Annotated in this window: 20 protein-coding genes; 9 read left to right on the forward strand and 11 right to left on the reverse strand. The window is 40.0% G+C overall.

Annotation, left to right across the window (positions count from 1 at the left end; all coding sequences use genetic code 11):
* Window positions 1-2 precede the first annotated feature (2 nt).
* Genes MKX83_RS23400 through MKX83_RS23410 form a run of 3 tightly spaced genes read right to left on the reverse strand, consistent with a single transcriptional unit; the run spans window position 3 to window position 2,973 of the window.
* The gene (locus tag MKX83_RS23400; RefSeq protein ID WP_095371402.1) at window positions 3-365 is read right to left on the reverse strand and encodes a YxeA family protein; all 363 of its coding nucleotides are present in this window, start codon (window positions 363-365) and stop codon (window positions 3-5) included.
* Complete coding sequence (locus tag MKX83_RS23405; RefSeq protein ID WP_095371401.1) at window positions 366-2,219, reverse strand: FtsX-like permease family protein; 1,854 nt, start codon at window positions 2,217-2,219, stop codon at window positions 366-368.
* Entirely contained in the window at window positions 2,206-2,973 is a 768-nt protein-coding gene (locus MKX83_RS23410) for an ABC transporter ATP-binding protein (RefSeq protein WP_095371400.1), read from the reverse strand. The genes MKX83_RS23405 and MKX83_RS23410 overlap by 14 nt, the downstream gene beginning before the upstream one ends.
* A 150-nt stretch (window positions 2,974-3,123) precedes the next feature.
* Here MKX83_RS23410 and MKX83_RS23415 point away from each other — a divergent pair, with 150 nt between their 5' ends.
* From MKX83_RS23415 to MKX83_RS23435, 5 genes are all read left to right on the forward strand, one after another.
* Window positions 3,124-3,837 carry a response regulator transcription factor gene (locus MKX83_RS23415; protein ID WP_341058324.1) on the forward strand — a complete coding sequence of 238 codons (714 nt, stop codon included), beginning with the start codon at window positions 3,124-3,126 and terminating at the stop codon, window positions 3,835-3,837.
* Between the two features lie 10 nt (window positions 3,838-3,847).
* Window positions 3,848-4,591 (forward strand): hypothetical protein, encoded by a 744-nt coding sequence (locus tag MKX83_RS23420; protein ID WP_324837877.1) that lies wholly within the window; start codon window positions 3,848-3,850, stop codon window positions 4,589-4,591.
* Entirely contained in the window at window positions 4,573-5,229 is a 657-nt protein-coding gene (locus MKX83_RS23425) for a sensor histidine kinase (protein WP_341058329.1), read from the forward strand. Before MKX83_RS23420 ends, MKX83_RS23425 begins: the two co-directional genes overlap by 19 nt.
* Window positions 5,230-5,424: 195 nt before the next feature.
* A complete protein-coding gene (locus MKX83_RS23430) occupies window positions 5,425-5,835 on the forward strand; it encodes a VOC family protein (RefSeq protein ID WP_095371398.1) in 411 nt (136 codons plus the stop codon).
* Window positions 5,836-5,873: 38 nt separating this feature from the next.
* Window positions 5,874-6,227 (forward strand): VOC family protein, encoded by a 354-nt coding sequence (locus MKX83_RS23435; RefSeq protein ID WP_411675022.1) that lies wholly within the window; start codon window positions 5,874-5,876, stop codon window positions 6,225-6,227.
* Window positions 6,228-6,323: 96 nt separating this feature from the next.
* On the opposite strand, the gene MKX83_RS23440 is transcribed toward MKX83_RS23435, so the two are convergent.
* The 3 genes from MKX83_RS23440 to MKX83_RS23450 form a co-directional block, all read right to left on the reverse strand.
* The gene (locus MKX83_RS23440; protein WP_341058334.1) at window positions 6,324-7,064 is read right to left on the reverse strand and encodes a hypothetical protein; all 741 of its coding nucleotides are present in this window, start codon (window positions 7,062-7,064) and stop codon (window positions 6,324-6,326) included.
* A 157-nt stretch (window positions 7,065-7,221) separates the two neighbouring features.
* The gene (locus tag MKX83_RS23445; RefSeq protein WP_341058339.1) at window positions 7,222-8,667 is read right to left on the reverse strand and encodes a protein adenylyltransferase SelO; all 1,446 of its coding nucleotides are present in this window, start codon (window positions 8,665-8,667) and stop codon (window positions 7,222-7,224) included.
* A 95-nt stretch (window positions 8,668-8,762) separates the two neighbouring features.
* Entirely contained in the window at window positions 8,763-9,242 is a 480-nt protein-coding gene (locus MKX83_RS23450; RefSeq protein ID WP_341058341.1) for a GNAT family N-acetyltransferase, read from the reverse strand.
* Between the two features lie 127 nt (window positions 9,243-9,369).
* Between MKX83_RS23450 and MKX83_RS23455 the strand changes: the two genes are divergently transcribed.
* Window positions 9,370-9,906 (forward strand): hypothetical protein, encoded by a 537-nt coding sequence (locus MKX83_RS23455; RefSeq protein ID WP_341058343.1) that lies wholly within the window; start codon window positions 9,370-9,372, stop codon window positions 9,904-9,906.
* Between the two features lie 205 nt (window positions 9,907-10,111).
* Window positions 10,112-10,312, forward strand: a complete 201-nt coding sequence (locus MKX83_RS23460) for a YjzC family protein (RefSeq protein ID WP_095371392.1) — start codon at window positions 10,112-10,114, stop codon at window positions 10,310-10,312.
* Between the two features lie 40 nt (window positions 10,313-10,352).
* Here MKX83_RS23460 and MKX83_RS23465 read toward each other — a convergent pair whose 3' ends face one another.
* A complete protein-coding gene (locus MKX83_RS23465) occupies window positions 10,353-11,315 on the reverse strand; it encodes a helix-turn-helix transcriptional regulator (RefSeq protein WP_341058345.1) in 963 nt (320 codons plus the stop codon).
* Window positions 11,316-11,425: 110 nt separating this feature from the next.
* On the opposite strand from MKX83_RS23465, the gene MKX83_RS23470 reads away from it, so the two are divergent.
* On the forward strand, window positions 11,426-11,905 hold the full coding sequence (locus tag MKX83_RS23470; RefSeq protein WP_341058347.1) for a GyrI-like domain-containing protein: 480 nt from the start codon (window positions 11,426-11,428) through the stop codon (window positions 11,903-11,905).
* 41 nt (window positions 11,906-11,946) lie between these two features.
* Here the strand turns inward: MKX83_RS23470 and pdxR are convergent, their stop codons facing one another.
* Window positions 11,947-13,338: a MocR-like pyridoxine biosynthesis transcription factor PdxR gene (gene pdxR, locus MKX83_RS23475; protein WP_281202975.1), complete on the reverse strand. Its 1,392-nt coding sequence runs from the start codon at window positions 13,336-13,338 to the stop codon at window positions 11,947-11,949.
* Window positions 13,339-13,449: 111 nt separating this feature from the next.
* On the opposite strand from pdxR, the gene MKX83_RS23480 reads away from it, so the two are divergent.
* Window positions 13,450-13,986, forward strand: coding sequence for a pyridoxamine 5'-phosphate oxidase family protein (locus MKX83_RS23480; protein WP_095371388.1), 537 nt, complete (start codon window positions 13,450-13,452; stop codon window positions 13,984-13,986).
* On the opposite strand, the gene MKX83_RS23485 is transcribed toward MKX83_RS23480, so the two are convergent.
* The 3 genes from MKX83_RS23485 to MKX83_RS23495 form a co-directional block, all read right to left on the reverse strand.
* Window positions 13,882-14,769, reverse strand: a complete 888-nt coding sequence (locus MKX83_RS23485) for a hypothetical protein (protein WP_341058355.1) — start codon at window positions 14,767-14,769, stop codon at window positions 13,882-13,884. The two genes, MKX83_RS23480 and MKX83_RS23485, sit on opposite strands and share 105 nt — an antisense overlap.
* Window positions 14,770-15,009: 240 nt before the next feature.
* The gene (gene ltrA, locus MKX83_RS23490; protein WP_341054110.1) at window positions 15,010-16,272 is read right to left on the reverse strand and encodes a group II intron reverse transcriptase/maturase; all 1,263 of its coding nucleotides are present in this window, start codon (window positions 16,270-16,272) and stop codon (window positions 15,010-15,012) included.
* A gap of 565 nt (window positions 16,273-16,837) precedes the next feature.
* A complete protein-coding gene (locus MKX83_RS23495) occupies window positions 16,838-18,283 on the reverse strand; it encodes a DEAD/DEAH box helicase (protein ID WP_341058357.1) in 1,446 nt (481 codons plus the stop codon).
* Window positions 18,284-18,297: the final 14 nt, after the last annotated feature.

The following is an 18,297-nucleotide window of genomic DNA, read 5'->3' on the forward strand; positions in this document are numbered from 1 at the left end:
CTTTACGATTTTATTTTTTCTATTACTTCTGAAGGAATATCACTTTCTTTTACTTCATCGTAAGACGTGACTTCATTACTATCATCAAGGTAAAGCATTAAGTAGGCATCCTCACGCAAAGCTCTAGAAGCAGAGAATTCTACTGCGATTGCTTTGCCTTCTTTATTATAAGCTGGCAGCTCATACCAATACCTTTTCATCACTTCTCCTGATTCTAATGTTTCTTCTTCTACTCTCGGCTCTTCATTTAATTGAACATACGCATTCTCTTTGCCTAAACGATTAAAATCTATATTTATTAATAGAATAACTGCCACAATAAAAACGATGACAATTCCTCCAATAACCCCAGTTGTCTTCTTCATTTATCTCTCCCCTAACATTGAAAATATCGTCTTTTGAAAGCTTCTTATCGTTAAGAAATAATAGATGAAATAGATCATTGTATATGCTAGCATCCATATTACTACTGGTATAAGCAGATTCATCATTAGCAAATTAGAAAATGCAACTAAGGCGATCGCTCCATGCATTAATCCAAGTAGTAGTGGTGCCGTAAAGATCATTCCCACCTGATGTCTAATCGTTCGTTTCATTTCTTTTTGTGACACACCAATTTTGTATAACACTTGATATTTCCCTTTATCTTCTTCTGCTTCAGTCATCATCTTAAAGAAAATGATGCTACCCGTAGCGACTAAGAATACGAGTCCAAGAAAGCTTCCAACAAATAGCATAGAGCCTGAAGCTTCAATGGAATCTTTATATTGTTGTGTTGCACTTGAAAATTGTTCTGTAGAAGCAGCTAAATCATCTGATAGTGCTTGCTGCTTTTTATAATCTTCCACTTGAACCGCTTGGTAGGTCACCTGCGGGCTGTCTATTTGTTCAAACAAAGCATCTGTTACAACTAATAATTTACCTCCCATTGTGAAGGTATTAACAACGGATCGATCCTCGTAAGCGATCACATTTAATGTCTGCTTATTAAGCTTAACCTCATCTACTTTCGTCGACCAACGCTCATCATAATACGTATCCAGGATGAATGCCTCTTCCTGATTAATGGTAGGGAGGTCCTCCCACCCTTGTCGTGTAGCCAATTGCTTGAAGGTTGAATAATCCATTACTTGGTAGTCAATTTCCATGCCACCTTCAGCTATACGGACAGTTTTACTTTTGATTTCCTCTTCATACACAACAATGTCTTGTGTAATTTTCTGTGGCTCGCCCTCCCACATAAATGTAATAGGCGTATAGGTCTCTATTTCTTTATCCGCATTATAATAAAGCCCAAATACCGCACCACCAGCAGTAATTGTTGTCGCACTTAAAGTTGCAATCACTGTTAGTGTTCGTGCATTTCCACGAATGCGGTGCAATAGCTGTGACGTTGTCCATAGATTTAAGCCTTTCCAAGCCCAGTTCTTTTGATTTTTTAATTTCGATAAAATATAAACAAGTACACTATTAAAAATAAGATACGTTCCTAACACCGTTAATCCAATAATAACTAATGGCATAGCTACACTAAGTAAGCGCCATACTTCTGAAGTCATCAAATCTTGCAACGCCAACCAATAAGCACCTGCTAATGATGCCACACCTAATAAAGCCGAAATAAGACGTGCTTTCGGAAATTCCTCGCCTTTCTTTTCTGCGTGAAATAAATCAATTAACTTAAAACGATAAATTACACGATACCCTTGTAATGACGTAAATAAAAACAGAATCATAAAGACGATGACTGTATTAACAACTGCACTTGGTGAAAATGCTAGACTACTCATTACTTCAAGTCCCATTAATTTTAATAAAACCATTAAGAGAAGTTGTGATAGTAAGAAGCCCAAGCCAACACCAATAATTAAGGCAATTACGCCAATAACGATATTCTCGAAAAAAAGCATAAAACCGATGGAGCGTTTACGTACCCCAAGTAAGGAATAAAGCGCTACTTCCAGCTTCCTTTTTTTCATAAAAAAAGAGTTCGAATAAAGGATAAATACAGCAACAAAAATAATCAGGACAAATGCAGATGCACTCATAATACTACTGACTTGCTTTGAGACTGCTGCCAAGGCAGTGATGTCTTCACTATATTTCAACGTGACAAAAGTAAAATAAATGATAATAGAGAAAATCATCGAGCCGATGTACAGCCCATAACTCTTCACATTTCGACGAATATTTTTGATCGCTAAATCAAATAGCGTCATTATCGTCACCGCCTAGCTGTGCCAATTCCGCTAAGATCATTTGGAAAAACTCTTTTCTCGTATGTGAACCACGATAGATTTCCTTTGATAATTGGCCATCTTTAATAAAAAGAATTCTTCGGCAAAAACTAGCAGCATAAGCATCATGCGTAACCATCATAATCGTTGTTTCATGCTTTTCATTTAATTGGCTCATGCTTTCTAGTAAGTCTGTTGCTGACTTTGAATCCAAAGCACCAGTCGGTTCATCAGCAAAAATCAATTTAGGATTCGAAATCAATGCACGACAAGCTGCCGTTCTTTGTTTCTGACCTCCAGATATTTGATAAGGATATTTATCCAATAAAGAAGCAATCCCGAAAGTATGCGCTAATGTCTCTACTTTTTCAGCCATTTCCTTTGCTGATTTTTTAGCAATCGCCAGTGGCAAGACAATATTTTCGCGAACAGTTAATGAATCGAGTAGATTGTAGTCTTGAAAAATAAAACCTAAATGATCACGGCGAAAATCCGCTAACTTCTCTTCTTTCATTTTGGCAATATTGTCTTCTTCAATATAAATATCACCGTTTGTCGGAGAGTCAATTGTTGCCAATACATTTAGTAAGGTAGACTTCCCAGCTCCTGATGGCCCCATAACGCCTACAAATTCCCCATGGCTAATGTCAAATGATATATTCTGAAGCGCATGAAATGTGTTTGCACCTTTTCCGTATATTTTTTCTACCTTTTTTACAACTAATAATGATTCCATATATTAAGCACCTCTTTCTTATGTCTCTACTTTACCTCCCCATCCTTACACTAAATTCACTTCTACCTTACAAAATCCTTAAATTGTATATAATAATCGTTAAACACTGTTAAGATAAGGCTAATAGATAGATGAAAGGAAGGAATCAATGTGAAACAGCCTCGTATTCTAATCGTTGATGATGAACAAGATTTATGTCAGCTCATGCAAACATCTCTAAAAAAAGAAGGATTTCAATCGATACAAACAGCAGGTACAGTTAAGAATGGTTGGGAACAATTCCAGGCTTTCTCCCCACATTTAGCGATTCTCGATGTGATGCTTCCTGACGGTGAGGGATACGATTTATGTAAAAAAATCCGTGAAGTCTCGAGAATTCCAATTTTATTCCTATCCGCCAAAACAGATGAAATCGATAAGATATTAGGATTGGCAATTGGTGGAGATGACTATATTACAAAACCATTCAGCCCAAAAGAAGTTGCTTATCGTGTGAAAGCGCAACTCCGACGTGCTGGCAGCTATTCACAACAGGTATCTGAACAAGCAATGATAGAAACAACGATGATGACTGCCGGTCCTTTTGCCTTAAATAAAGAACAAACAGAAGTGTACAAGCAGGATCAACGCATAGAACTAACTGCTAAGGAAGTTGGGTTAATGGCTTGTTTTATCCGAAACCCAAATCGAATACTTAGTAAGGAAACATTGTTTCAAACCGTGTGGGGTGAAGACTTCTACGGAGCAGATAATACTTTAATGGTTCATATCCGCAGATTACGTGAGAAAATAGAAGATACCCCCTCCAAACCGACCTTCATTACGACGGTTAAAGGGCTCGGGTATCGACTGAATGTAAAATAGGTGAGGACAAATGAAATGGAAATTAACTGGTAGGTATTTATTCTCAATTTTAAGCATCGTTTTCATCGTCATCATTGTTAATACAATGGTTTTAATTGGTTTGCTTATTTATCAGCAACAACAAGGCATTGATCAAGTAGAAAGTGGTTCAGCCGAACGATTCACCCGTTCATTTTCTAACTATTTAACATTAGAAAATGAACAACCAACTCTTTCAGCTGAAGGAGTAGAAGCGCTAGAATCATTCGGTGCGTGGCTGCAAATTTTAAATCAAAATGGAGAGGTGATTTCCTCTAAATTTGCACCTGATGGAGTTGCAAATCATTATAGCCCTGTAGAACTTGTACATAAATATAAGTATATGGACGATCATTTTAATACGTATTTCCTCGGGGAATTCGAAGAATATAGTTACATCATTGGTGTCCCCCAAAGTAAAGAGGAGCGCGTTACTTTTATGATGGATACCACTTCAGTCATTACGTATGTCTTCAAAGCAATCATTGCCATAACGATTGTTGATTTGATTATCGCAGCTATTGTTGGGCTACTCTTTAGCACAATACTGACCAAGCCTGTTCATTATATGATTGAACGCATTTCTCAACTTAAAGCACGAAATTTCACTGTTCAAAAGACGAAACGAGCAGGTATTTATAAACCTGTGTTTGCCAATCTGAATGAAGTTTCCACTACCCTTCAAGCGCATGAGGAAGAACGTAAAAACTCGAAAATATGCGTAACGAATGGATAAGTAATGTTTCCCATGATTTAAAAACACCGCTTGCCTCCATTCGCGGCTATGCCGAGTTATTAAATGAGGAGCAAGTTTCCCACGCGGAGAGACAGGAGTACGCAGAAGTCATTGAGCGGCAATCTCTTTATATGAAAGAACTACTAGATGACTTTAACCTAACACTGCGATTACGCAACCAAGAATTACCTTTGCACATACAAGAAATAAAGGCAGAACGATTTACGCGGGAAATGGTTATAGACATCCTGAATGATCCTCGTTATGACGGCTATCATATCAATTTTGAAAGTGATGATCCGGCACTCATTTGGTCCATCGACCAGCATTTAATGAAACGAGCTCTATTGAATTTTATTCACAATGCCCTTCTGCATAATGCATCAGACGTTGAGGTAGATATTCGTCTAGAAGCTGGAAAACTAATCATTGAGGATAATGGAAACGGCATCGCTCCCGACGACCTAGAGCAAATTTTTGACCGATACTACCGTGGCACTAATACAAAAGCACAAGGTACTGGGCTTGGAATGGCGATTGCGAGAGATATCATTACAGCCCACGGTGGCACCGTTTATCTGACTAGTGAACAGCATCAAGGTACAAAGATTGTTATTGCATTAAAAAAGGAAGATTAGCGATTTAATACACCCCTTTCCTAAACCTAGACATAGAAAAAGGGGTGTATCTCTGTTATGAAGAATGATAAGAAGGAATGAAGTATGTTCTTTTTACAGAATATTCTAAATTAAAATTGACTACCTCATAGCATGTCTCTATAATTAACGTGAAATCAGTCTTACCATTAACTATGAAAGAGAAGGTGACAAGAAATGTCTTTTCAACCTAAGATGACATTTATTAATTTACCTGTGAAAGACCTAAAGAAGTCAATGGACTTTTTTAAACAAATTGGGTTTACTTTCAACGACGATTTCACGAACGATGACGCCGCATGTATGGTCATCAATGAATATACTTTTTCCATGCTCATGACAGAGGGACAGTTTAAAAACTTTACCGCCAAAAACATCATTGATTCTAATGACCAAATTGAGGTCATTACATCCTTTGCTGCTGAAAGTAGAAACCAAGTCAATGAAATCATTAAAAAAGCGCTAGATGCTGGTGGTAGATTGGCATCTGAAGCAAAAGACTTTGGATTTATGTATCAAATGGGCTTTCAAGATCTTGATGGACATACGTGGGAAGTCATATATATGGATAGTCAAGCGACAAGATAAAGGAGGCAATTAATTTGAGCCTATCTCTAGGACAAATCATGTTATACGTCAACGACCAACAAACAAGCTTGCAATTTTGGATAGAAAAAATCGGCTTCAAACTGATCGCGGAAAATGACGAAGGAGATTTTAAATGGTATGAGGTTGCTTCGTCCGAACAAACAGAAACAACCATTGTCCTTCAAGATAAACAAACCGTGGCAAAGATGAGCCCGGAATTAAACCTTGGGACACCATCTCTAATGTTTTATACAACTGACATTGAAAAGCTCTACCAAACATATAAGAATAAAGAAATCACAGTAGGAGAGCTCGTTGAAATGCCTTTTGGTAAAGTATTCAACTTTGCCGATAACGAAGAGAATTATTTTGCGGTAATGGAGAAGAACTAGGTTAGCAAAACACATGGGCTGTATGTTCGTGTGTTTTTTTGTGGTAGGTGGTTGACTGCAATTGCCTATGGCTGTTACTTCTGTTTCACTGCTGATTCAAGCAATTTTTGCTACTGACGCGGGTTTTTGACTCGTTTTTTGCTTAATCCTATCAGGTTTTCCTACTGTCTCCGTTTTTTGACGCGTTTCCTGCTTAATCCTATCAGGTTTTTCTACTGACTCCGTTTTTTGACACGTTTCTTGCTTAATCCAATCAGGGTTTCCTACTGCTTCTGTTTTTTGACGCGTTTCTTGCTTAATCCAATCAGTCTTTTCTACTGCCTCCGTTTTTTGACGCGTTTCTTGCTTAATCCTATCAGGTTTTCCTACTGCTTCTGTTTTTTGACGCGTTTCTTGCTTAATCCAATCAGGTTTTTCTTCTGCCTCCGTTTTTTGACACGTTTCTTGCTTAATCCTATCAGGTTTTCCTACTGTCACCGTTTTTTGACGCGTTTCCTTCTTAAACCTATCAGGTTTTCCTACTGCTTCTGTTTTTTGACGCGTTTCCTGCTTAATCCTATCAGGTTTTTCTACTGACTCCGTTTTTTGACGCGTTTCCTGCTTAATCCAATCAGGTTTTCCTTCTGCTACGGGTTTTTGACGCGTTTCTTGCTTAATCCTATCAGGTTTTCCTACTGCCACCGATTTTTGACGCGTTTCTTGCTTAATCCAACCAGGTTTTCCTACTGTCACCGATTTTTGACGCGTTTCTTGCTTAATCCAACCAGGTTTTCCTACTGTCACCGATTTTTGACGCGTTTCCTGCTTAATCCAATCAGTTTTTCCTACTGACTCCATTTTTTGACGCGTTTCCTGCTTAATCCAACCAGTTTTCCCTACTGCTTCCGATTTTTGACCCGTTCGGTTTCTCGCCGTATCCGATCAATTTTTGCAAGCCCTACAAAAATCCCCATAAACATGCGTAAAAAAAGCAAGGGACATTCCCCCGCTTCTTTTACGTCCCGCAATATGTTTGATAATTATCATCCTGTACCGGTACCTCTTTATACTTCTCCTGCTCTGCCGTATGTGCATATGGATGAGCGAGCACCGCTAATAGCTCCTCAAATAAATGATAATCCCCTTTGTTCACCGCTGCAGTTAATGCTTTTTCAACATAATAATTTCGTGGAATAACAGCTGGGTTATGATTTTTCATTAACTGTTCCACTTCCCCTTCTGAACCTTCCTGTCTCTTTAACCGCTCTTGCCAACGAACTATCCACTCTTTGAACGCTGGCTGATCTAATGTTCGATAGGTCAGGGCGATGAATGTGTTCGTATAATCCGCGCCTTGCTCCTTCATGATTTCGAGTAAATCGTGAATAAGAGCCTTATCTGATTCTTCTGCTGTAAACAGACCGAGTTTTGCCCTCATTTCTCCGGTCCACTTATGAATATAGATACGATTGTATTCACCGATTTCCTCTTGCGCAATTTTCACCGCTTCCTCGGTTTCATCATGTAATAAGGGAATCAGTGACTCTGCGAAGCGCGCCAAATTCCAACCAGCCATATATGGTTGGTTCCCATATGCATAACGACCTTGAACATCAATGGAGCTGAATACCGTTGCTGGGTCATACGTATCCATAAAGGCACATGGACCATAATCAATCGTTTCTCCAGAGATCGTCATATTATCCGTGTTCATGACACCATGAATAAAACCGACCGCTTGCCATTTAGCAATCAAACCCGCCTGAACTTCGATCACTTTACGCAACAAGGCCACGTATGGATGGTCTTCTTTTAAAAGCTCAGGATAATGACGCTCAATGGTATAATCAGCTAACGTCTGCAATTCTTCCGGTTTCGTGAAGGTAGCTGCAAATTGAAAAGTGCCTACACGAATGTGACTCGCCGCTACTCGTGTCAAAATGGCGCCTGGTAATAAAGTTTCGCGTGCAATATCATCACCCGTTTCGACTACGGCTAAGCTCCTCGTTGTTGGAATGCCCAAACCATGCATCGCTTCACTGATGAGATACTCCCTCAACATCGGTCCAAGCGCCGCACGGCCATCCCCACCGCGAGAATACGGTGTTCTACCGGCACCTTTTAACTGAATATCAACGAGATCACCGTTTACCATCACCTGTTCACCTAAAAGAATGGCGCGCCCATCACCTAGGCGATTAAAATGACCAAACTGATGTCCTGCATAGCTTTGTGCAATCGGCTCACTGCCCTCTGGCAATTGGTTTCCGGCTAACACCTTAATGCCCTCATCACTCTGTAACCACTCTTTGTTAATCCCTAAACTTTCGGCTACTTCTTTATTCCATTGCACCATCTCGGGATCACTTGCTCGCTGTGGTTTTGTTTCTGTAAAAAGACCGGGAGACAGCTTCTTATAACTATTTTGCAAATTCCAGCCTGACACATGTCTTTCTGGCATTCTTATCGCCTCTCCTTTTGTATCATATTTGTTTTATTATATCTCTTCTTTTATGAAATTAAAAAAATAGCTACCCTCTTTTACTTCCTGTAACTTTAACTACTAAGAATATAAAGATCTTCGTTATCCCTTTTTGCAAATGAAAATTTCTTTAACAAATGGATAGACGAAGCGTTCTTAGGATGAACACTCGCATAAATAGTAGAAATATTTAATTTTTTATTTGCAAATGTTAGAAGTAAGGTGATTGCGTCTGTCGGATAACCTTTTCCCCAATATTGCCTGTCTAATCCATACATGAGGTAGTATCTTTTATTGACATCGTCAAAAGTAAAACCTGCATAGCCCATATAATCATTGTTTTCCTTAGAATAAATAGAAAACTCCCAATTTCCGTTTTCACCAAAGGTCTGACATTGCTCAGCATATAATAACTCTCTTTCCGCATAACTTATTTTCGGAATGCCTCCCGTATACTTTCGTGCATCCTTATCATTCAGCATTTTCCAAACACAAGGGAATTCTTGCAGTTGGGGACTACCTAAATAAATATGACTACCTATGAGTTTCATCATTCACATCTCCTCTTCCTCTGTCAAATATACCATACGAGGAACTTAAGTATATCAATAAATTTTTATTGTTTTTCAATAAATAACCTTGTATCCTATATATGAAATAATTTTATTATGGAGGGTTATAATGTCTTTATTATTATTTGTTGGTTCACTCATCATGTTAGTTATTATATTCTTTAAAAACCCCATCCTCTCTCAACTTGGCAAGGGGAATCCATTCGTGCACCTTTTAAAAAAGACGCCATGGTTCCAATCATGTTGGGGAGCTGGGATTCTCCTATTCTTCATGAATACAGTCCTATTTTCTGCTACCATTCTGGCTCTTTATATTGTGGGCTATTTTGTCATTCCCTATGTTCACTTAATTTTTATGGTTTTAGCTGTATGCACAAGCATCTATTTATGGGCATCAGTAAATAAAGCCTGGCATGGCTCAAAAGGGGATAGATTAAAGTTAGCTACTATTGGAAGTAGTTTTTACATGGGATTAACCGTTTTATTTACTTTTTTGTACATCACTCTTGAGCCATCCTATCAAGGAGAGGATATTTTCATGCAGGCTATGGGTTTATTTCTAGCTATAATCGTTACAACTACTGCATGGATTACATGTTTTTTCATTACGGGGTTCTACCAACAAAACGCGGAAAAGATACGTTAAGCAAAATGGATGAGGACCTTGAACAAGTAATACTTCCATCGAAATGGTTAAAAATCATACTGTGTCAGAAGCCTTGCGCTTACTGGCTTTTTCTTTTTGAGGGTTTTCCGAAAAAAGACCTCAAAATAAAGTTGGACTTGCTTCTGGTTTAGCCTGTATAAACGCGGGTAAATAGAGACAAACCCCCCTAAAGGAGGTAAGATTTATGGCAATTGGAGAGAGATTTAAAACAGGTCAACGTTCCACTGCTCATGCTTACTACGAATGGGATGGTTATACAGATGGGACGCGTACACCTAGTCCAACTGGCGAGGAAAAGAAAATCCAACTAGAAACCGAAGAAGTTTTCCCACCGATTAGCTCTTGTGACAAAGGTGCTTTTTGGCGAAAAACATCATACGCATAACGCAACGCCAATCTAGCTTATTGCTGGGTTGGCGTTATTATTAGCTTTTCTTTCTCTTCTGAAATTTATAGAGCCTCTCTTCTAAAGCTGTATAAACCTCTCTCGGCACCTCCACCAATTCTACATCCTCTCCAAGAAAGAGTAACCAACTGGCTATTTCCTCTAGTTGATCTCGTTTCTCCATGGTGACATATATTTTTGCTATAGCTGTTGTTTGATAGGGGTCTGTATAGGTAAGCGCCACATTGAAAGGATGATACTTTTTATATTGAGCAATGGCTTTTGGTCCAAGTTTCATGACGATATTGTCTTTCACATGATGTTCAGCCATCTTTTTTAGCATGCTGTTTCTGCTTAATCTTTTTTTCGTATGAAAGACGTTCACTTCGGTCAAATGATCGACTGCTATCAGCCTTTTCTTTTGTTCGCTTATATCAAAGCCTTCCACCCACCAGATGTTTTTCTCACGGTAAAGGTGCATAAGATAAATAGGATAGTCCACATCGTTAATAGAAAGGGTCATATAACGGTCTGTTAGTATCAATTGAATCAGTTTTTCTAACATCGGGTGAGGTAAATCGGATAGTTCTAAGAGTTCAGGATTATGAGGGTTCGTTCCTTCAAATAAGAGAATCTTATTTAAAAGCACGAGATCATCTTGTTGCGCTTCTGAAATCAGACCGAGTAATTTCTCAGCTAACGATTGGCGACTCTTTAAATAAGGTAATTGCAAGTTTCTCGTTGCCATAAAGGCTATAAATAGTGCTTTTAACTCGTTATCAGTGAAGCGAACAGAGGGAAGAACAGCGTTTTTCATGACAGCATAACCACCGTCTCTTCCCACTTCCGCAACAAGAGGCACACCCATACTTTCGATCTCGCGTATATCTCGTATCGCTGTTGACCGAGAGATTTGAAATTCCTGCATGATTTCTGAAATCGTAAAATGGGCGCGATTATTAACGTATCGCATCATGACATTAATTCTTTCAACCTTTTTCATCTCAGTCTCCTAAACAGTGTCATTTTTTGACATGATTTAAAGTTATTATAAACTCATCAAATGAAAACACCAATCATTTGGTTAAATTTCAAGAAAGAGGGACGATAAAAATGGCTAATTATTCATTACAAGAAAAAGAAGGTTTCGTCGTATTAGGCTTTGGAATTGAAATTGTAGCGGACTATAGAGACCAAGAAAGCATCAATCAACAGAAAAGCGATTTCTGGGAAACTGTGAAAAAGGATGGCACACTTGAGCAGCTTCAATCGGTGGCAGACAATAATTATATTTTCGCAGTCAACGAAGCGGTCAATAACAAAATGATGCATTATGCAGGCGTGATGACGGAAAAGACATTACCTGATGCAACGAGAATTATCCAATTTCCTAAAGGACCCTACCTCGTTGTCGAAGGGAAAGCTGACTCCGCTCAAGAATTAAGTAATCAACTAACAGCTGTGGCCTTTGGTCAAGCATTAGTAGAAATGACTGACTATGCCTATGTTGGCGGACCCAACACAACAGTGGAAATGAGTGAGGACAACGGTATGGTATACGGTGAAATGTGGATTCCTGTTGTTAAAAAATAATAGGAATGGTGATCCCACTTTAAAAGTGGGATCACTTTCGTTTATATGCAACTAGCTAAAAGCGCAATTCCCTCTTCAATTTCCTCATTGGATAGTCCACCAAACCCAAGCATGATATACCTTTGGCTGTCGCTAATTGGATGTAGCCAAAAACGTGAAGGGGCGTAAACTTTTACACCTTTTTTTAACCCTTTTTCAATCACTTGTGGTGCTGCCTGCCCTTGTAATTCTAGGAGGATATGTAAGCCCGATTTTTCCCCAATAATTTCTACTTTATTGCCTAAATGTTGCTCAATACTATTTAATAGTGTTTGATGTTTTCTCTGATATGTTTTTCTCATTCTCCGAATATGCCGTTCAAAATCACCTGCATGCATAAACTTAGCCATAGCTACTTGTATCATTGGTGAAACTGGCTGATTATAATCAGGAAACATCTGTCCGTACTGCTTCATTAATGAAGGTGGAAAAACGATAAAGCTCATGCGCATAGAAGGGAGAAATGATTTTGAAAAAGTTCCTAAGTAGATGACTTTTTCTTCTTCATCTAGCGATTTGAGCGAGGGGATAGGCTGACCTTGATAACGAAACTCCCCGTCATAATCATCCTCGATAATATAACCAGCTGATTGATAAGCCCAGTTAAGCATTTGCGTTCTTTTACCGACTGGAAGAATCATCCCAAACGGAAATTGGTGGGAAGGGGTCACATAAACGGCTTTTGCCTTACTTTTCTGTAGATGATAGATAGATAAACCATCTTTCTCAAGCGGCACAGGGACCATCTCACAGCCTTGATCAACAAAGACGGTACGCACCCCACTATAGCCTGGCTCTTCTATCGCCACCTCTTTTCCCTGCAGTTTCAAAAGTCGGCAAATGATCTCTACTGCTGATTGTGTGCCACTCGTAATCAAAATCTGCTCTGGTCTCGTATGAACTCCTCTTGATTGCAATAAATAGGTGGCAATCTCTTGCCGTAATAACCACTCTCCTTGCTTGTCGCTATACTGAGATAACGTCTGTCCTTCCTCTTCGATGGCATGAGAGAGAGATTTTTTCCAACTTTTAAAAGGGAATTTTTCTACATCGATGTTTCCATATTCAAAGTCAATCATCGTCTTAGATGATGACTTCCTTTCAATTATTGCTGGTGATGCCTCTTCTGAAGATTGCGAGAGTCGTTCCTCTATTTCTGCCACCCAAATCCCACTGCGAGGTATACTCTCAAGATATCCTTCTGCTTGTAACTGCTGATACGCTGCGTCCACAGTATTTCTACTAATCTGCAAGTGATGGGTCAGTTGCCTAATCGATGGCACCTTTGTCCCCGGCAATAGCCGTCCCTCTTCAATTTCTGTCTTCATCCAATGATAAAGCTGACTATAAAGTGGTATCGTTTTTTCCCTGTGAATAAATGGTGTGATTTCCATCCCACATAACCCCCAACTGTCCCTAAGAAACTTTCCCTTTCTGGCACTTTTCTTAAATACAGATTTTTCTTACGATTATTCTAACATTTACGAAGAAGGATGGGGATAGAAATGTCATATGAAATTCGCAATCAAAAATTAGCGTGCACAGATCAGGCCCTAATTGAACAACTAATAAGTAATACACGTACAGGCTATCTGGGATTAACTGATGGTGATCAACCTTACGTCGTTCCGTTAAACTATACCTGGATGAACGGATCGCTCTATTTTCACGGTGCTGCTGCCGGCAGAAAAATTGAAATAATCCGCGAGAACCCTCATTGCTGTTTCACCATCGCAGAAGATTACGGTACAATGGTTAGCCCGATTCCGGCGAAAACGGACACTGCCTATATGAGCGTTATGCTTTTCGGGCAACTCCAAGCCGTAACCGACATAACAGAAGCCACCGCCGCTATGCAAGGTATGCTCGATAAATACGTCCCCGGATACTACGATAAAAAACTGGCTCAAACTCATGTGGAAAAATACCAATCTTCTTTAGGGAGTTATACGATGGTTTTTAAATTGACACCAGCTGAGGTGACGGCGAAGGAGAATAAAATGGTGGAGGAGGCTCGGTTTTATCCTGGGAGAAGGGTATGAAGCTACGGTACTTCTTAAATCGATCAGAAGGAGAGGGGAAGTTTTTGCTCTACTTAATGCACCTATAAAAGCACCTTCGTTTGCGAACGAGGCGAAGACATGTATGGCTAACGCGCGTATCTCTTGTTCCTTTTCTCTCGGGTTTTGCGCGTATCTCTTGTTTTCGAGCAATTCCCCTTCCTCTTTTCTCGGGTTTTGCGCGCATCTCTTGTTTTCGCGCAATTCTTCTTCCTCTTTTCTCGGGTTTTGCGCGCATCTCTTGTTTTCGCGCAATTCTTCTTCCTCTTTTCTCGGGTTTTGCGCGTATCTCTTGTTTTCGCGCAATTCCCCTTCCTCTTTTCTCGGGTTTTGCGCGCATCTCTTGTTTTCGCGCAATTCTTCTTCCTCTTTTCTCAAGTCTTGCGCGTATCTCTTGTTTTCGCGCAATTCTTCTTCTTCTTTTCTAAGCTTTTGCGCGCATCTCTTGTTTTCGCGCAATTCTTCTTCCTCTTTTCTCAAGTCTTGCGCGTATCTCTTGTTTTCGCGCAATTCTCCTTCCTCTTTTCTCGGGTTTTGCGCGTATCTCTTGTTTTCGCGCAATTCTCCTTTCTCTTTTCTAGGGTTTTGCGCGTATCTCTTGTTTTCGCGCAATTCTTCTTCCTCTTTTCTCAAGTCTTGCGCGTATCTCTTGTTTTCGCGCAATTCCCCTTCCTCTTTTCTCGGGTTTTGCGCACATCTCTTGTTTTCGCGCAATTCTTCTTCCTCTTTTCTCGGGTTTTGCGCGTATCTCTTGTTTTCGCGCAATTCTTCTTCCCCTTTTCTCAAGTCTTGCGCGTATCTCTTGTTTTCGCGCCATCGCACATCCCCGCTTTTCGCGCAATTCTCCTTCCTTCTTTTCGGGGTTTTGCGCGCACCTCCTCTTTACGCCCAAAGCCCTTTTGTTCATCCTTCTTCTTATAGATCATAATCGAGTAGGAGGGGGTGATTAACCCCCGACCTCTCACACCACCGTACGTACCGTTCGGTATACGGCGGTTCGAAAGTTTATGTAATAATGTTTGTTAATTGTTTTAATCCTTGTTGAAGCCAATATCTATTGTTCATGGCTTGGTCCAAGGCAGGACTCTTGGAATTTCTCCAGTATCCCTTACGGGAGTTTGCATATTGCCACGCCTTACCTTTCTTGATTCCCAATCTCGTCAGGTTCCTAAATTTGGTCCTGACTTTCTTCCACTCTTTCCAACGGCAGGCACGTAGCCTTCTCCTAATATGCCCGTCTATCTTTCCAGCATATTTCTTGATGTCAGCTATTTTGAAGTAGTTGCCCCACCCTTGGATTAATTGATTGATTTTAAGAATTCGGTATTCCATGGCTATTCCCCAGTTGCGGTTCGTTAACTTTTTAAGCTTTTCCTCGAGTCTCTTTTTCGATTTCTTTGGCACGTATACTCGGGTGGTGTTGCTCGAAGAGTAAAAACTCATCCCTAAGAATATACGTGCCACTGGCTTTTCCACTGCACTTTTCCCCTCATTCACCTTCAGTTTTAATTTCTTCTCAATAAAGTCCATAATACCTTGTTTCACTCGTTCTCCCGCTTTATGGCTCTTGACGTATATGTTGCAATCATCCGCATAGCGAACAAACTTATGTCCACGCTTCTCCAATTCTTTATCAAGCTCATTTAACATAATGTTACTAAGAAGAGGGCTTAATGGACCTCCTTGTGGAGTCCCTTCTCTATTTACTGTAACTAGCCCATTCTCCATAATACCCGCTTGTAAGTATCGTCGGATTAGCTTTAAGGTCGGTTTATCCTCAATTGTTTTTGAAATTAGGGACATGAGTTTATCATGGTGAACTTTATCAAAGAATTTCTCAAGGTCAATGTCCACAACGAATTGATATCCATCTTCGATGTATGTCCTTGCCTGTTCAATAGCTTGATGTGCACTTTTGTTCGGTCTGAAACCATAGCTGTTCGGATTGAATAGTCTATCAAAAATGGGTGTCAAGACTTGGACCATGGCTTGTTGGATGACTCGATCCGCTACCGTAGGAATTCCTAGTTTTCTTTTCCCTCCATCTGGTTTAGGGATTTCGACTCTTCGTACTGGTTGGGGCTTGTACTTTCCGTCCTGTATAAGCCTTATAATTTCTTGTCCCTGTTCTTTAAGGTGAAGACGGGTCGCTTCTATATCTTTCGCATCGACTCCTGCTGCCCCTTTATTCCTTTTCACCTTCACAAAAGCTAGGTTTAGATTATCTGGGCTTATAATTCTTCGAATTAAATTATCATTAGTTTCCATATTGGTCCCATGTCGTCAAGTTTGTACAAAGGTAACTCTACATTTCAAAAGAATCTCCTGGATTCCGTCCAAGGCTCCCCTTGAAACCCAATCGGTTTCTGTTTCATCGTCCCTTTGTAAATAGCTCTAACATGTTCTCTCCTTTCGTTCAGTCCTTCTCAACCGTTAGGTTGGTACTATGACTTCTGCTGACTTCTCTTAATTCAGTTATTTATCGCTAAATAGATTCCTATTAAGGGGATTAAGAGATCTCCCAGGGTAAGTTCATTCACTTTCTCCTCATATATCTGTCACATTTATTCCCATCCCATCCGGGGATATTTTGGACTTTGTTTTGTTTTGCAAACTCATCCAGGAATGGAAACCTCAAATGTGATTCGTGTACCTCAGACCAAGGATTTGCCTAGGGCTTCCTTCAGATTCCACGTCGCCATGGACACCCTTGCCTTCAGCTAATGGTTCGCATATCCCAACGCCCATAGCGGACTTTCACCGCCAAGTTAATGAACATGCCTGGCACACAAAAAAGTGAAGAATCCCAAAGATTCTTCACTTCTCTACCCGTTCATTTCCTCGCCACATGGACTTTCAATTGCTTTCCTTTGACAGTTGTATGCTTCATTGTTTCCAACACAAGCGGACCTTTATCATTTAGAATTTCTACATAGGATGCCGTATCTTGGATAGTAATAATCCCTATGTCATCGGCGGTGACACCGTCTATTTTAGCGATGGTTCCAACGAAGTCGACTGCTCTAAGTTTCTTTTTCTTACCGCCATTGAAATAGAGTTTCATGATCTGTTTATTTAACTTTTCGCTTTTCGCCTCTTTTAATGGTGGTTCGCTGTTCAGCTTTTCTAAAAATGCCGGCCTCGCCACTGACACTGCTGCTTTCGAAGGCGCTTCAGATGTTGGGATTTGGAAGCCAATATATGCTTCTATTTCTTTAAGAAATTTATCTTCACGCGGTGTCACAAAGGTAATCGCCTTACCGTGATGTCCTGCTCGCCCTGTTCTTCCTGTCCGGTGCACATAGCTTTCCTTCTCTAACGGAATATCATAATTAAAAACGTGCGTGATTTGATCAATATCAATTCCTCTTGCCGCGACATCCGTTGCAACTAAATAACGGAATTCACCTCTGCGGAAGTCTTCCATTACTTCTAAGCGATCGTATTGTTCCATACCTCCATGAATCATATCACAGTCGTACCCTTTATCGGTCAACTCGTCACAAAGTGTATCAACACGCTCCTTCGTCCGACAGAAGATAATCGCACTATCTGGATTTTCAATAGTTGTCACATCCGCTAACAATGACAACTTTTCGTTTTCTGAAACTGTATAAAGACTATGTTCAATTTGCTTTGTGGTCAGCCCGCTTGCCTTGACCTCAATATCTATAGGGGTTTTCATATAATCAAGTGATAACGTTCTTACGCGGTCAGGTAGCGTAGCTGAGAAAAGATACGTATTCCGCTGTTTCGGCATCTCGTCAATAATCGCTTCAACTTGTTCGATAAAGCCCATATTAAGCATTTCGTCGGCTTCATCAATGACTAAATATTTCACTTCATCGAGCGCGAGCGTACCCTTTTCAATATGATCAAGCACACGCCCAGGCGTACCAACGACAACATGCACTTTCTGCTTTAACTCATTCTTTTGGATATGAAACGGTTGTTTACCAACGACTGCTGCTGCCTTAATCCGTTTAAAACGGCCAACATTGATGATATCTTCTTTCACCTGTACCGCCAGTTCCCTTGTTGGTGTCAAAACAATCGCCTGCGGCTTATTTTCCTGCCAATCGACTAACTCACAAATCGGAATAGCGTAAGAAGCCGTTTTCCCGCTCCCTGTTTGTGATTTCACCACAAGGTCAATCTTCTCAAGTATTAACGGTATCACCTTTGCTTGTACTTCTGTTGGTGTATGATAATCTAAACTATCCAACGCTTTTATCATCTCATTGCTTAATGGATAATCTGAAAAACTTTTTTTGGTCATGTGAAAACCTCATT

Source organism: Cytobacillus sp. FSL M8-0252 (genome assembly GCF_038007345.1).
Lineage (GTDB): Bacteria > Bacillota > Bacilli > Bacillales > Cytobacillaceae > Cytobacillus > Cytobacillus kochii.

Excerpts from the sequence above, each read along its gene's own strand:
- MKX83_RS23400 (WP_095371402.1), bottom strand. The coding sequence starts at position 365 with ATGAAGAAGACAACTGGGGTTATTGGAGGAATTGTCATCGTTTTTATT.
- MKX83_RS23405 (WP_095371401.1), bottom strand. The coding sequence starts at position 2,219 with ATGACGCTATTTGATTTAGCGATCAAAAATATTCGTCGAAATGTGAAG.
- MKX83_RS23410 (WP_095371400.1), bottom strand. The coding sequence starts at position 2,973 with ATGGAATCATTATTAGTTGTAAAAAAGGTAGAAAAAATATACGGAAAA.
- MKX83_RS23420 (WP_324837877.1), top strand. The coding sequence starts at position 3,848 with ATGAAATGGAAATTAACTGGTAGGTATTTATTCTCAATTTTAAGCATC.
- MKX83_RS23425 (WP_341058329.1), top strand. The coding sequence starts at position 4,573 with ATGCGTAACGAATGGATAAGTAATGTTTCCCATGATTTAAAAACACCG.
- MKX83_RS23430 (WP_095371398.1), top strand. The coding sequence starts at position 5,425 with ATGTCTTTTCAACCTAAGATGACATTTATTAATTTACCTGTGAAAGAC.
- MKX83_RS23435 (WP_411675022.1), top strand. The coding sequence starts at position 5,874 with ATGTTATACGTCAACGACCAACAAACAAGCTTGCAATTTTGGATAGAA.
- MKX83_RS23440 (WP_341058334.1), bottom strand. The coding sequence starts at position 7,064 with ATGGAGTCAGTAGGAAAAACTGATTGGATTAAGCAGGAAACGCGTCAA.
- MKX83_RS23445 (WP_341058339.1), bottom strand. The coding sequence starts at position 8,667 with ATGCCAGAAAGACATGTGTCAGGCTGGAATTTGCAAAATAGTTATAAG.
- MKX83_RS23450 (WP_341058341.1), bottom strand. The coding sequence starts at position 9,242 with ATGATGAAACTCATAGGTAGTCATATTTATTTAGGTAGTCCCCAACTG.
- MKX83_RS23455 (WP_341058343.1), top strand. The coding sequence starts at position 9,370 with ATGTCTTTATTATTATTTGTTGGTTCACTCATCATGTTAGTTATTATA.
- MKX83_RS23460 (WP_095371392.1), top strand. The coding sequence starts at position 10,112 with ATGGCAATTGGAGAGAGATTTAAAACAGGTCAACGTTCCACTGCTCAT.
- MKX83_RS23465 (WP_341058345.1), bottom strand. The coding sequence starts at position 11,315 with ATGAAAAAGGTTGAAAGAATTAATGTCATGATGCGATACGTTAATAAT.
- MKX83_RS23470 (WP_341058347.1), top strand. The coding sequence starts at position 11,426 with ATGGCTAATTATTCATTACAAGAAAAAGAAGGTTTCGTCGTATTAGGC.
- pdxR (WP_281202975.1), bottom strand. The coding sequence starts at position 13,338 with ATGGAAATCACACCATTTATTCACAGGGAAAAAACGATACCACTTTAT.
- MKX83_RS23480 (WP_095371388.1), top strand. The coding sequence starts at position 13,450 with ATGTCATATGAAATTCGCAATCAAAAATTAGCGTGCACAGATCAGGCC.
- ltrA (WP_341054110.1), bottom strand. The coding sequence starts at position 16,272 with ATGGAAACTAATGATAATTTAATTCGAAGAATTATAAGCCCAGATAAT.
- MKX83_RS23495 (WP_341058357.1), bottom strand. The coding sequence starts at position 18,283 with ATGACCAAAAAAAGTTTTTCAGATTATCCATTAAGCAATGAGATGATA.